The 12,638-nt window shown below is 70.7% G+C and carries 17 protein-coding genes; 7 read left to right on the top strand and 10 right to left on the bottom strand.

Translation table 11 applies throughout. From position 1 onward, the window contains the following. Positions 1–100: 100 nt before the first annotated feature. Complete coding sequence (locus DEJ01_RS08305) at positions 101–532, top strand: GNAT family N-acetyltransferase (protein ID WP_027466313.1); 432 nt, start codon at positions 101–103, stop codon at positions 530–532. 16 nt (positions 533–548) lie between these two features. On the opposite strand, the gene DEJ01_RS08300 is transcribed toward DEJ01_RS08305, so the two are convergent. Next, complete coding sequence (locus DEJ01_RS08300; protein ID WP_027466312.1) at positions 549–1,076, bottom strand: Lrp/AsnC family transcriptional regulator; 528 nt, start codon at positions 1,074–1,076, stop codon at positions 549–551. Between the two features lie 9 nt (positions 1,077–1,085). Further along, positions 1,086–1,652, bottom strand: coding sequence for a TetR/AcrR family transcriptional regulator (locus tag DEJ01_RS08295; RefSeq protein ID WP_071405114.1), 567 nt, complete (start codon positions 1,650–1,652; stop codon positions 1,086–1,088). 119 nt (positions 1,653–1,771) lie between these two features. On the opposite strand from DEJ01_RS08295, the gene DEJ01_RS08290 reads away from it, so the two are divergent. Together DEJ01_RS08290 and DEJ01_RS08285 are read left to right on the top strand one after the other, a co-directional pair. Further along, a complete protein-coding gene (locus DEJ01_RS08290; protein ID WP_111092712.1) occupies positions 1,772–3,247 on the top strand; it encodes an MFS transporter in 1,476 nt (491 codons plus the stop codon). 174 nt (positions 3,248–3,421) lie between these two features. Beyond that, complete coding sequence (locus DEJ01_RS08285; protein WP_111092711.1) at positions 3,422–3,871, top strand: phage holin family protein; 450 nt, start codon at positions 3,422–3,424, stop codon at positions 3,869–3,871. A gap of 56 nt (positions 3,872–3,927) precedes the next feature. Here DEJ01_RS08285 and DEJ01_RS08280 read toward each other — a convergent pair whose 3' ends face one another. After that, a complete protein-coding gene (locus tag DEJ01_RS08280) occupies positions 3,928–4,434 on the bottom strand; it encodes a hypothetical protein (RefSeq protein WP_017888550.1) in 507 nt (168 codons plus the stop codon). A 40-nt stretch (positions 4,435–4,474) separates the two neighbouring features. Then, positions 4,475–4,864, bottom strand: coding sequence for a DUF5997 family protein (locus tag DEJ01_RS08275; RefSeq protein WP_111092710.1), 390 nt, complete (start codon positions 4,862–4,864; stop codon positions 4,475–4,477). 33 nt (positions 4,865–4,897) lie between these two features. Here DEJ01_RS08275 and DEJ01_RS08270 point away from each other — a divergent pair, with 33 nt between their 5' ends. Together DEJ01_RS08270 and DEJ01_RS08265 are read left to right on the top strand one after the other, a co-directional pair. Further along, the gene (locus DEJ01_RS08270) at positions 4,898–5,719 is read left to right on the top strand and encodes a LysR family transcriptional regulator substrate-binding protein (protein ID WP_220038672.1); all 822 of its coding nucleotides are present in this window, start codon (positions 4,898–4,900) and stop codon (positions 5,717–5,719) included. Continuing rightward, positions 5,716–6,186 carry a GNAT family N-acetyltransferase gene (locus DEJ01_RS08265; protein WP_111092708.1) on the top strand — a complete coding sequence of 157 codons (471 nt, stop codon included), beginning with the start codon at positions 5,716–5,718 and terminating at the stop codon, positions 6,184–6,186. Before DEJ01_RS08270 ends, DEJ01_RS08265 begins: the two co-directional genes overlap by 4 nt. A 213-nt stretch (positions 6,187–6,399) precedes the next feature. On the opposite strand, the gene DEJ01_RS08260 is transcribed toward DEJ01_RS08265, so the two are convergent. From DEJ01_RS08260 to DEJ01_RS08240, 5 genes are all read right to left on the bottom strand, one after another. Next, entirely contained in the window at positions 6,400–7,080 is a 681-nt protein-coding gene (locus tag DEJ01_RS08260; protein ID WP_111092707.1) for a DJ-1/PfpI family protein, read from the bottom strand. A 51-nt stretch (positions 7,081–7,131) separates the two neighbouring features. Continuing rightward, complete coding sequence (locus DEJ01_RS08255) at positions 7,132–7,752, bottom strand: DNA-3-methyladenine glycosylase I (protein ID WP_111092706.1); 621 nt, start codon at positions 7,750–7,752, stop codon at positions 7,132–7,134. Positions 7,753–7,789: 37 nt separating this feature from the next. Continuing rightward, on the bottom strand, positions 7,790–8,206 hold the full coding sequence (locus tag DEJ01_RS08250; RefSeq protein WP_111092705.1) for a VOC family protein: 417 nt from the start codon (positions 8,204–8,206) through the stop codon (positions 7,790–7,792). A gap of 391 nt (positions 8,207–8,597) precedes the next feature. Further along, complete coding sequence (locus DEJ01_RS08245; protein WP_027466303.1) at positions 8,598–8,933, bottom strand: hypothetical protein; 336 nt, start codon at positions 8,931–8,933, stop codon at positions 8,598–8,600. 22 nt (positions 8,934–8,955) lie between these two features. Continuing rightward, a complete protein-coding gene (locus tag DEJ01_RS08240; RefSeq protein WP_071405106.1) occupies positions 8,956–10,626 on the bottom strand; it encodes a sodium:solute symporter family protein in 1,671 nt (556 codons plus the stop codon). 142 nt (positions 10,627–10,768) lie between these two features. On the opposite strand from DEJ01_RS08240, the gene aroQ reads away from it, so the two are divergent. Further along, positions 10,769–11,212 (top strand): type II 3-dehydroquinate dehydratase, encoded by a 444-nt coding sequence (aroQ, locus tag DEJ01_RS08235; protein WP_111092704.1) that lies wholly within the window; start codon positions 10,769–10,771, stop codon positions 11,210–11,212. A 257-nt stretch (positions 11,213–11,469) separates the two neighbouring features. Here the strand turns inward: aroQ and DEJ01_RS08230 are convergent, their stop codons facing one another. Beyond that, positions 11,470–12,066, bottom strand: a complete 597-nt coding sequence (locus tag DEJ01_RS08230) for an NAD(P)H-dependent oxidoreductase (protein WP_042538253.1) — start codon at positions 12,064–12,066, stop codon at positions 11,470–11,472. 88 nt (positions 12,067–12,154) lie between these two features. Between DEJ01_RS08230 and DEJ01_RS08225 the strand changes: the two genes are divergently transcribed. After that, positions 12,155–12,622 carry an MSMEG_6728 family protein gene (locus tag DEJ01_RS08225; RefSeq protein WP_111092703.1) on the top strand — a complete coding sequence of 156 codons (468 nt, stop codon included), beginning with the start codon at positions 12,155–12,157 and terminating at the stop codon, positions 12,620–12,622. Positions 12,623–12,638 lie beyond the last annotated feature (16 nt).

Raw genomic sequence — 12,638 nt, 5'->3', positions numbered from 1 at the left:
CTGATCTCGGCTGCGCACGTAGAGTGGTTGACCGGCAATGTACGCCGATCCGGTCCGGAACACACCCTGTTTCGGAAGAAATTCTCAGGAAGGGCCGTCCGTGGTCTCGATCTTCAACGCTCCGACCCGCAACCTGGACATCGTCACGCTGCACGAGATCCTGCGGCTCCGCCAGGACGTCTTCGTCGTCGAGCAGGAAGCCGCGTACGGCGACATCGACGGCCGTGACCTCGAGCCGGGCACGGTGCAGTTCTGGGCCGGCAACGGTTCGGTGGACGCGACGCTCCGCCTGCTCCGCGAGCCCGACGGCACCGAGCGCATCGGCCGGGTCGCCACCGCGAAGCACGCCCGCGGCCAGGGCCTCGGCGCGCAGCTCATGGAGGCTGCGATCGCCGAGTCGCGCTCGCCGAGCATCGCCCTCGGTGCCCAGTCGCACCTGGAGCAGTGGTACGGCCGCTTCGGCTTCGTGCGCTCGGGCGACGAGTACCTCGAGGACCGCATCCCGCACATCCCGATGACCCGGAAGCGCTGATCAGGGGTTCCGCGCGTCAGGCCCGCCAGCGCCGGAGTTCGTCGAAGGAGCGGCCCTGGGTGGCCCGGTCGGCGACGAGGCGTTCGAACACGATGTTCGTCTGCGTCGTCGCCACCGAGGGGTCACCGCTGAGCTCGTCGGCGACGAAGTCCCGGAGCTGCTCGGTCGACTCGCACGCGATGTGCACGAGGAAGTCCTTGTCCCCCGCCAGGAACGACACGTCCTGCACGACGGGCACCCGCAGCAGGCGCTTGGCGAAGTCCCGCAGTTCGTGGCGGGCTGCGGCGTGCACCCGGACGGACACCATCGCCTCGATCGAGAACCCGAGCCGGGCGACGTCCACCTCGGCTCGGTAGCCGCGGATCACCCCGGCGTCCTCGAGCGCACGGACCCGTGCCAGGCAGGTCGACGGCGCGATGCCGACGGCGGCCGCGAGCCGGTTGTTCGGGATCCGAGCGTCGGCCGACAGGGTCCAGAGGATGCGCTCGTCGACCTCGTCGAGGCGCGGAGCGGGGTCGGGGCGACGTGCGGGACGGTCGGACACGCCTCGACGCTACCGCGACGGCGCGAGCAGGGCGCGGAGGGCGTCCTCGAGCGCGGCCGACACGACGGCGTCGTCGGCGGATGCCAGCGGTTCCACCGCGGTGGACTGCCGGAGCATCGACATCCCGAGCACCACCGCCAGCGCGATCTCGGCACGGACGAGCAGTTCCTCGGACCCCGCGCCGCCGACCGTGCCCGCGAGCCGTTCGGCGTACCGTCGCAGCGTCTCACGGCGGATGGCATCGGCGCCGTCGTCGCCGGAGGACCGGAGCAGGAGCATCAGCTGCAGGGAGTCGTCGTCGGTCGGGGCGCGCACGATGTGCGTGATGATGCCCGTCAGCGCCCGTTCGAGGCCCTGCTGGCTCGTCTCCTCGGCTCCGAGGTCGCGGACGACACGGTCGAGGCAGGCGCGGAAGAGCCCCTCCTTCGAACCGAAGTACCGGTTGATCAGGGCGACGTTCACCCCGGCGTCCCCGGCGATGTCGCGCACCGTCGTCGCGCGGTACCCGTCGAAGGCGAACCGACGCCGGGCGGCCTGCACGAGCAGGAGTCGGGTGGCCGCGGCGTCCTTGCTCATGGAGCGCAGCCTAGCGGTCCTCACAGGGATGTAAGCAAGCGTTGACATGCCCTCTCGAACGCGTACGCTCGTCATGTCAGCAATTGTTTACATCGACGACCACGACGACACGGAGCACGATGACCGACACCATGCAGAGCCCACGGACCGGCTCGCACCCCACCACCGACGGACGCCGTCCGAACAGCACGGCGATCATCGTCTACCTGTCCCTCGGCGGCCTGTCCTTCGCGGTCCTGCAGTCGCTGGTCGCCCCGGCGCTCTCGACCATCGGGCAGGACCTCGGCGCCTCCACCAGCGCGACGAGCTGGGTGCTCACCGCCTACCTGCTCTCCGCCTCGGTGCTCACGCCGATCCTCGGTCGCCTCGGCGACATGATCGGCAAGCGCAAGGTCCTGATCGTCGTGCTGTCGATCCTGCTCGTCGGCGCCGTGCTCGCCGCCCTCGCACCGAACCTCGGCGTGCTGATCGTCGGGCGGGCACTGCAGGGCGCCGCCGGAGCCGTGATGCCGCTGTCGATCGGCATCGTGCGTGACGAGCTGCCGAAGGAGAAGGTCAGCGTCACGATCGGTCTGCTGTCGGCGATCTTCGGCATCGGTGCCGGTGTCGGCATCGTCGCGGCCGGGCCCATCGTCGAGCACCTGTCGTGGCACTGGCTGTTCTGGCTCCCCGCCGTGCTCGTCGTCATCGCACTGCTCGGCGCGGTCTTCGGCATGCCGGAGTCCCCGGTCCGGAAGCCCGGCCGCCTGGACATGGCCGGCACGTTCGTCCTCGCGGTGTCACTCGTCGCCATCCTGCTCGCCGTCAGCGAGGGCGAGACCTGGGGCTGGGGCGACGGCAAGACCATCGGCCTGCTGGTCCTCGGCGCCGTCGCACTGGTCGTGTTCGTCCTGGTCGAGCTCCGGGTCGCCGAGCCGCTCATCGACGTCCGGCTCTTCGCGGTCCGCGGGGTCTGGACCGCCCACGTCGTCGCACTCGTCTTCGGGTTCGCGATGTTCGGCACCTTCGTCCTCGTGCCGACGCTGCTGCAGCTCCCGACGGCGCTCGGCTACGGCTTCGGCAAGGACGTCACCCAGGCCGGTCTCTTCCTGCTGCCGACCGTCGTGATGATGGTCGTCGCCGGGCCGATCGCGGGCATCCTGGTACGCAAGGTCGGCCCGAAGCCGCCGATGCTCATCGGCGGGTTCGCCATCGTCGCCGCGTTCGTGCTGCCGGCGATCGCACACGCCGAGCTGTGGCAGGTGGTGGCCTCCGGCGTCCTGACCGGCATCGGCATCGGCATGGCCCTCGCCGCCTGCTCGAACGCGATCATCGAGAGCGTCCCCGCGAACCAGACCGGTGAGGCGATCAGCGCCAACACGGTCGTCCGCACCATCGGCTCGAGCGTCGGCACCGCCGTCATCGCAGCGCTGATCACCTCGCACAGCACGCCGCAGGGGCTGCCGACCGACGACGCCTTCACCATCGGCTTCTGGGCGTGCACCGGTGTGGCGGTCGTGGCCGTGCTCGCCGCGCTCGCCGCGCCGTCGATGCGCGCCCGCCGCGCAGCGGCCGCCGCCCGTGGGATCGACGACCTCGAGGAGGTCGCCGAGTAGGGCATCAGGCCCGACCGCCCGGGAGGCCCGCCCAGCGTCGTCGACGCGGGGCGGGCCTCCCGTCCGTTGCACAACCTGGGAACGCACCGGGCACACGCGAGTCAGCGTGACGATCATCGGACCGGTCGCGTCCCGTCAGGGGACGCGGACCGCCGCGCCCGGACAGGAGACCCCATGAGCAGCACCGACCACGACGACACCACCGCTCCCGGACGGCCGTCGTTCCGCGACACCGTGACCGCCGGACTCGTGCAGAAGGCCCTCGAGCCGGTGCTGCGCGCCGTGCGCGAGGAGGTCGCCTCGGCGCGGCGCGAGATCGGCGAGCGTGCGAGCGGTGCGAAGACCGGGCTGGTGCTCACCGGGGTGGCCGTCGGGTTCGCCCTGACGACCCTGGTCGCGCTGGCCGGCTTCGCGGTGGCGCTGCTCACCCTGGCGCTGCCGCTGTGGGCGGCGACCGGGATCACCTTCGTCGTGTTCGCGATCGTGACCGCGATCCTGTTCGTCGTCGGCCTGCGCGGGATCCGGCGGGGTGTGCCGCCGGTGCCGAAGGACACGATCCAGGCGGCGAAGCAGCGGGTGACGCACGCGGCGGACGCCCCGACGGACGGTGCCGCGCGCGACTGACGCAACCGCTCTCGCCGTCGCTGCCGCCGCCGCCGCCGCCGCCGGCACGGTCTGGGCTACATCGCCAGGGTCATGCCGACCACGGCGACGGTCATCGCGAAGACCTCGCCGCTGCGGACGGCCCGCCGGTCCTCGCGGCCCCACTCGTACCGGAGCAGCCAGCCGCTGAACGCGCAGTAGCCGATCACGCCGGCGCCGAGCACCGCGGACAGGGCGATGCCGTGCCCCGCGTGGTCGCCGGCGACACCCGAGGCGTGGCCCATCAGCAGCATCCCCGCCATCACGACGGCGGAGAGCGCGCGGTGGACGTCCATCGGCTCCGCGCGGCGACCGTCGGCGCGGCGGCGACGCATCACGGGCAACGGCGCGAGCAGGAGCAGGAGGGTCGCGGCGAACAGGGTCCACACCGCACCGGCGTCGACGACGGGCATCAGCATCGCGACGAGCATCACGCCCGCGGGCACGATCACGCCCGGGCGCGGTCGGTAGCGGTCACCGACGATGCAGCACACCGACGCGAACTGCGGCACGACGAGCATGGCGTCGGCGACGGTCTCGTGCACGTGGGGCGTCCTCGGTGCGGCGGAGTGGTGCGGGGTGGGGTCAGTCCTCGGCGCGGGCAGCGGCCTTGGCGGCGCGCTCCTGCTTCACGCGGGCGTTCTCGGCGTGCACGGCGGCCTGCGTCGCACGCTCGCGGACGAGCCACTCGGGCTTCTGCTCGAGCAGCGTCTTGATGTCCGCCGTCGTCAGTGTGTCGTCGATCCCCGCACGGCTCAGGCCGGAGATGGAGATGCCGAGCTTCTGCGCCACGACGGGTCGCGGGTGCGGGCCGTCGCGTCGGAGGTCCTCGAGCCAGGTCGGGGGTTCGGTGCGGAGCTCGTCGAAGGCGGTCCGCGTGAGGGGAGCGCTCTGGAAGGACTCCGGAGCCGCCGTCAGCAAGATGCCGAGCTTCTTCGCAGCCGTCTCGGGCTTCATGGTCTGTTCCTGCGCCATGAGGACAAGGGTACGGCCCCTATGCTCGTCTGCATGACCGCGGCTCTCACCATCGCCTTCGTGCCGGGGGTCTCCCCCGCAAAGTGGGCCCGTGTCTGGCGGGAACGCTTCCCCTCCATCGAGCTCCGGCTGCGGCCGATCGGCGCCGACGACGTCGACGACACGCTGGCCGGCGAGGCCGACATGGTCTTCGCACGCATGCCCGTGTCCGAGCAGCACAACGCCATCCCGCTCTGGACCGAGACGGCCGTCGTCGCGATGCCCAAGGACTCCCCCCTCGCCGAACTCGCCGAGGTCGACCTCGCCGACGCCGAGGTCCACGTGATCGACGCCGGCCCGGTGCCGGCCGACATCGACGGATCGCTCGACCTGGTCGAGGCGAACGTCGGCGTCGTCGTGCTCCCCCAGTCGCTGTTCCGCGCCGCCAGCCGCAAGGACCTGGTGGGTCGTCCGCTCATGAACGCCGAGGGCACGCGCATCGCGCTGGTCTGGCGGGACGAGGACGCCACCGAGACCACCGAGGAGTTCATCGGCGTGGTGCGCGGGCGGACCGCCAACAGTTCGCGCCAGCCAGGAGGCCCGGATCGCGACGCCGACGACGACTCGCGTCCGGCTCGTGCCGGCACCAAGGCCGGGTCAGGTGCCAAGGGTGCGTCCAGCGGGTCGGGTGGGTCCGGCGGGTCGGGTGCGTCGGGGCCCAAGGGCGCCGGCGGCGCCGGCGGCAAGGCCAAGGCCAAGTCGCCCGGCAGCGGCAAGTCCGGCGCCGGCAAGAAGTCGAACACCGGCAAGGGCCCGACACCCGGACGCGGCAAGATGCGCGGCAAGCCGAGCCGGGGTTCCAAGGGCAACCGATGACGGACACGCGGCTGGCACTGATGCCGGCCACGCGCCTCCCGGCCTGGCTCCAGCGCACGATGGCCGAGTACGTCGAGTCCCGGATGCAGGCGGGCGAGACCCGCGAGCAGGCCGAGGCGAACGAGCAGCAGTCACGGGACCGCTGGTTCCCGGGCGGCTCCCCCGCCGACGGGCACCTCGTGTGGGACGTCACCGACCAGCACGACACCGTCATCGGGTACCTGTGGATCGGACCGCTCACGCCGGGCAGCACCGACTGGTGGGTGTTCAACGTCGAGATCGACGAGGCACACCGGCGCCGCGGGCACGCACGGCGGGCGCTCGAGCTCGGGCACCGCGCCGCTGCGGAGCACGGTGCGACGAGCATCGGGCTGAACGTGTTCGGCTACAACACCGGGGCGCAGGAGCTCTACGCGGCGCTCGGGTACCAGGTGACGTCGGCGCAGATGCGGAAGCCGCTGGTCTAGCGCAGGACGGCTGCGGCGGCGCGGGTGCGTGCTGCGGCTCCGCGGCTGCTGCGGCGGCCGCGGCTGCGACTGCTGCTGCGGCTGCTCGGGTCACAACACCCCGCGTGCATGGCCCCGAGCGGTCACGAAGTGTCGACTGGCCGCGCGCGGAACGACGTGTCGTGACCACTCAGCGGGCACCAGCGGGGATTCGTGACCGGCTGAAGGTCCGCGTCAGCGCAGGACGGCTGCGGCGGCGCGGGTCACCCTCGCGCCGCGCGACTCCTCGGCTGCTGCGCGGGCCCGGGTGACGACGACGGCGTCGGCGCGCTCGGCCGATCCGTGGTCGAACGGCGGTTGCGGGTCGTACTCGATCTGCAACTGGATCGCCTCGGCCGCGGGCTGTCCGGCGAGCTCGGCGGCGAGCCACAGCGCCATGTCGATGCCCGCGCTCACCCCGGCGGCGGTGACGACGGCACCGTCCCTTGCGATCCGGGCGTCCACCGGCTGCGCGCCGAAGGCCTCGAGCATCGGCTTCGAGGCCCAGTGGGTGGTCGAGCGTCTGCCGGCGAGCAGCCCGGCGGCGCCGAGCACGAAGGCGCCGGTGCACACCGAGGTGATCCACGTCGCGTGCTCGGCCTGGCGCCGCACGAAGGCCACCACATCCGGGTCGAGCATCGCGTCGAAGGCACCGTCACCACCGGGCACCACGAGCACGTCCGCGGGGCCTGCATCCCTGATCTTCACGGTGGGGACGAGCGCGAGGCCGCAGTCGCTCGGCACCGGGTCGAGTGTCGCCGCGACGTACTCGACGCGTGCGCCGGGCACGCGGCTGAGGACCTGCGCCGGACCGGTCAGGTCGAGCTGGGTCAGGTGCGGGAACAGCAGGAACGCGATCCGGATGTCGTCGGCCATGTCGCGACCATAGTCCCGGCGTTCCCGTTCCCGTTCTCGCTGGCTTGCCCGTCAGCTCCAGACGCCGGAGGTCCCGCGCCGGTGGCTGCCCATCAGGTGGGTGTCGACGATGCCGAGCGCTTCCATCAGGGCGTACATCGTGGTCGGTCCGACGAAGGCGAAGCCGCGCTTCCGCAGCGCCTTCGACAGGGCGAGGGACTCGTCCGACTTCGTCGGGACCTCGGCGGACGACCGCGGCTCGGGCGTGGTCGCCGGCCGGAACGACCACACGAAGTCGGCGATGCCGCCGTCCTGCCGCAGGGCGATGGTGGCGTTCGCGTTGGTGATCGTCGCCAGGATCTTCGCGCGGTTCCGGACGATCCCGGCGTCGGCCATGAGCCGTGCGACGTCGTCCTCGCCGAAGGCCGCGACGGTGTCGGCGTCAAAGTCGGCGAAGGCGGCCCGGAACGCCGGTCGTTTGGCGAGGATCGTGCGCCACGACAGGCCGGACTGGAACGCCTCGAGCGAGAGCCGCTCGAACACCCCGCGTTCGTCATGGACGGGCATGCCCCACTCGGTGTCGTAGTACTCGCGCAGGAGCTCGTCCGACGACGCCCAGACCGGCCGGGCCAGGCCGTCGTCACCGGTGACGAGGTCGGGCACGGGCGGGGCGTCGACGGGCTCGGTGCTCATGCGACCATCCTGGCGGGCGCCGCCGACAGCGCCTGACTCACTCGGCGGGCGGGCCGTCCTGCGTCGCCTGCTCGTCCATCCACACGTACTCCCAGCGGTGTCCGTCCGGGTCGGTGAAGCTCCGCTGGTACATGAAGCCGAGGTCCATCTCCGGGCGGTCTTCGGTACCGCCGGCAGCCACCGCGGCGTCAACGATGCGGTGGACGTCCTCCTTCGACGGGGCGCTGAGCGAGTTGATGACCTCGATCGTGTCGGTGTCGGCGATCGTCTTGTCCGTGAACTCGGCGAACTTCGCCGTCGTCAGGATCATGACGTAGATTGTGTCGGACACCACCACGCACGCCGCGGTGTCGTCGCTGAACGCCGGGTTGATCGAGTACCCGAGTGCCTCGTAGAACGCCTTCGAGCGCTCGAGGTCCGTGACGGGCAGGTTGATGAAGACCATCGTGTCCATGGCGGTTCCTTTCGTCACGCTCAACCTGGCCCCACCCGGTCCAGCGCGCAACCGTTTCGTGGGGGAACCAACCGGTACACAACATGCTGGTCGGATGCGGGCGTACGTGGACGAGTCAGAACCCGGTGGTGGACGGGACGAGCCGACGAGCCCGATCCTGGTTTCCTGACGCACGCCCCCGAAAGCGCAAAACCCCGGTCCCGCGCTGGCTGCAGGATGCTCCGGGGCTCACTTTCGACCGAGCAGCACCCGATCGACATATCAATGCTACCCGCAACGCTCGGCCCCGGTCAAGGCGCCGGCCGCCGCGGCCGGAAACGACGAAGTCGCTGTCGTCCGACAGCGACTTCGTCGTTCCGCGTCAGGCCGGGGACGCCCGACCCGAGCGACCTCAGGCCAGCTCGCGCCCCTCGCCCGCGGCACGCTGGTGCGACTCGGCCTCGGCCTGGCCGATGATGTCCTCGGCGGGCACCGGGTTCAGGCGGTCCCAGAGGAAGAACAGGCCGCCGCCGACGAGCAGCGAGATCCCGACCCACAGGTTGATGTGGATCCCGCCGGTCTTCTCGGGGTCGGTGTTCCAGTGCACGATCCCGACGATGGTCGTGATCACGCCGTACAGGACGAACAGGCCGCCGAGGATGCGGCGCAGGTCGAGTCGGCGGGTGGAGCGGACGAGGGCTGCCTTCTGCTCCTCGGTCATCGCGCCGGGGGTGGTGGTGTCACTCATGAGAAGTGGTCTCCTTCGCGGATCAGAGGAACGGGAGGTACAGGACGACGCACAGGACGAGCGCGACGGTGCCGAGCAGTGCGGGCGAGCGGTACCAGGCGGTGTCCGTCGCGACCGAGTCGCCGTGCAGGTCGATCTTGCCCACGCCGTAGACGAGTCCACCGAGCTCCTTCTCGTCCTTCGGCTTGGTGAGCATCGAGACGACGAAGCCGACGACCAGTACGGTGACGAACGAGATGATCGCGCCGTACAGGGTCTCCGCGGTGGCGGTGGCGAACAGGTCCGGGTTGACCAGGTAGGCGATCCAGGTGATCGTCGGGGTCACGATGCCGAGGACGTACCCCCAGAGCGCACCCTGCGTCGTCATGCGCTTCCACAGCAGGCCGAGGATGAACACGGCGAACAGCGGTGCGTTGAAGAACGAGAACAGCGTCTGCATGTACGTCATGATGTTCGACGCCTGGGCCGCGATGAACGCGGTCGCGATGCCGACCACGACGCCGACGACGGTGACCCAGCGGCCGGTCTTCAGGTAGTGCAGGTCGGGCATGTTCGGGCGGATGTAGCGCTGCCAGATGTCGTAGGTGAAGACGGTGTTGAACGACGAGACGTTCGCCGCCATGCCGGCCATGAAGGACGCCAGCAGACCGGTCACCGCGATGCCGAGCACACCGGTCGGCAGGTACATCTGGATGAGCTTCGGGATCGCGTCGTTGTAGGTCAGCGTGCCGTCGGCGAACTGGTTGCCCACGACGGCCGCGGCGATGAGGCCCGGGATCACGACGATGGCGGGGATGAAGAGCTTCGGGATCGCGGCGATGAGCGGGGTGCGGCGGGCCGCGGACATGTTCTTCGCCGAGAACGCACGCTGCACCTCGGTGAAGTTCGTGGTCCAGTAGCCGAAGCCGAGCACGAAGCCCAGGCCGAGCACGATGGCGAGCCAGTTGGCGCCGATCGGGTTGGTGACGTCACCGAAGCCGGTGCCGGCCCAGGCCTGCAGGTGCTGCACGCCCTGGGTCTCGGTGATGGCCTTCGACAGGCCGTCCCAGCCGCCGACGCGGTGCAGACCGACGATCGTCAGCGGGATGAGCCCGGCGATGATCACGAAGAACTGCATGACCTCGTTGTAGATCGCGCTCGAGAGCCCGCCGAGGGTGATGTAGACGAGCACGAAGCCTGCGGAGACGATGATCGCCAGCCACTCCGGCCAGCCGAGCATGGCCTCGATGACGATGGCCATCGCGTACAGGTTGATGCCCGCGATGAGCACGTTCGACACCGCGAACGCGATCGCGTTCACCAGGTGCGGCGCCTTGCCGAAGCGGCGCAGCATGAACTCCGGCACGGAGCGGACCTTCGAGCCGTAGTAGAACGGCATCATCACGAGGCCGAGGAACACCATCGCGGGCACGGCGCCGACGAGGTAGTAGTGCAGGGTGGCCATGCCGATCTGGGCACCGTTGGCCGCCATGCCGAGGATCTCGGTGGCACCGAGGTTCGCGGACACGAACGCCAGGCCCGTGATCCACGCCGGCATCGAGCGGCCGGACAGGAAGAAGTCCATGCTCGTCCGGACCTGCTTGCGGGCGGTGAACCCGATCCCGATGACGACCGCGAAGTACACGATGATCATCAGGTAGTCGACCCAGCCCAAGTCGAGCCGGATCCCTTCGTTCGCTGCAGCGAGAACCATTCACATCTCCACGTCAGTGTGTTGCAGTCGACAACTCTGCCGACCCGGACGGAGACGTTACACGGATTTGTGACCGTTCACATAGCCAGCGCATGCATCGTCCGAGCCGCGCAGCGCTCCCCCGGTTCGCTACGCTCGGCCCATGACCGACGCGTCGCGCATCCTCGTCCTCAACGGCCCGAACCTCGACATCCTCGGGCGCCGCGACCCGGAGCAGTACGGCGCCGTGACGCTCGCCGAGATCGAGGCGATCGTGCACACCGAGGCGGCCGTGCACGGGCTCGAGGCCGACTTCCGCCAGACGAACCGCGAGGGCGAGCTGGTCGAGTGGCTGCACGAGGCCCTCGACGACTTCGCCGCGGTCGTCATCAACCCCGCCGCCTACGCGCACACCTCGGTCGCGCTGCACGACGCGGTGGAGGCCCTGTGGGTCCCCGTCGTCGAGGTGCACCTGTCGAACACGTGGAAGCGCGAGCCGTTCCGCCACGTCGACCACGTCGCCACCGCCGCGACGGCGGTCATCGCCGGCGCGGGCGCCGACGGCTACCGCCTGGCGGTCGCGCACGTCGCGTCCCTGCTCGGCTGACCCAACGACGGACTGGGCCCACGCCGCCGGTACCGGGCGGACGCGCCAGCGGCCGACCGGCCGTGCCGGTGGGGAGAGGCCCGTGGCGGCGTCGCCACGGGCCTCCCGTCTGCCATCTGGTCACGCTGGGTCGCGCCCGTTCCTTCCCATGGCACGCGCGATGCCTGGTGGTTCCGGGCATACCTGGTGAGAACTTTCGACCAGGGACGCCCGGAACCACCAGGTAAGCCCGGAAGAGCCGGGCGCGCGCACGCTGATCAGAACTCGGCGGGGCGCCGCACGTCGTTCAGGCCGGCGGTGGCGAAGCCGCCGCGGATGAGCGGCACGGCCCGGCGCACGGCCTGGTCGATGCGGAGCTCCAGGTCGACGCTCGCGATGTCGTAGCCACCCTCGCGCTTGGTGAAGTCGCGCTCGTTGCCGAACACCCCGAGCGGCAGGGTCGTGGACTGGAAGAACCCGAACAGCGGGCGCATCTGGTGCTCGACGAGCAGGGCGTGCCGGTCGCTGCCGCCGGTGGCGGTCAGGAGCACCGGGGTGTCGACGAGGTCGTACTGGCCGACCCAGTCGAAGAAGAGCTTGAAGGCGCCGGAGTAGGCCGCCCGGAAGGCCGGGCTGCCCACGACGAGAACGTCCGCGGCCTCCACCGTCTCGAGTGCCCGGCGGGTGCGGTCGGACATGGTCTCGCGACCCGACGCCGCTCCGAGGTCGGCGAGCAGCGGACCGATCTCGATCGTCTCGGTCCGGGCACCGTCGATCTCCTCGGCCAACCGGGCCACCGTCGCCGCGACCAGGGTCGAGGTCCGCGAGGGGTCCGATGGGCTGCCACTGACGCCGACGACCAGTTCTCCGCTCATGCGGTCGATGCTCACACGCTGCCGGGGCGGGCGGCACGTTCGTGACGACATGTGTCGGGTGCCAGTCGGTCGGGGTAGCGTCCGCGCCATGCAGACCTTCCTGCCGTACGCCGACTTCCGGGCATCCGCCGAGGTCCTCGACGACCGGCGGCTCGGCAAGCAGCGGGTCGAGACCCTGCAGGTGATGCGCGCACTGACGCTCCCCGACTACGGCTGGCAGCACCACCCGGTGACGGCGATGTGGCGTGGCTACCGTCCGGCGCTGATGGCGTACCAGGAGGCCACGTGCCGCGTCTGGGCCGAGCGCGGGTACGCGGACACGTGTCTCGAGAAGACCCTGCTCGACCTGGGCCGCGTGCCGGAGGACCTGGCGGCGTACGAGCGCGGCGACGTGCCGGTCCCGCCGTGGAACGACGACGAGGCCCTGCACGTCTCGCACCGGTCGAAGCTCGTGCAGAAGGCGCCGGAGCACTACCGGGAGCTGTTCCCGGACGTGCCGGACGACCTGGACTACGTCTGGCCGGGGACCCCCGAACCGGCGACGCACAGCGCCTGACCGTCAGGCGACCGCC

It is taken from the genome of Curtobacterium sp. MCLR17_040 (genome assembly GCF_003234735.1).
Lineage (GTDB): Bacteria > Actinomycetota > Actinomycetes > Actinomycetales > Microbacteriaceae > Curtobacterium > Curtobacterium flaccumfaciens.
The sequence above is the reverse complement of the archived record's forward strand: the minus strand, read 5'-3'. Positions and strand labels throughout refer to the sequence as shown.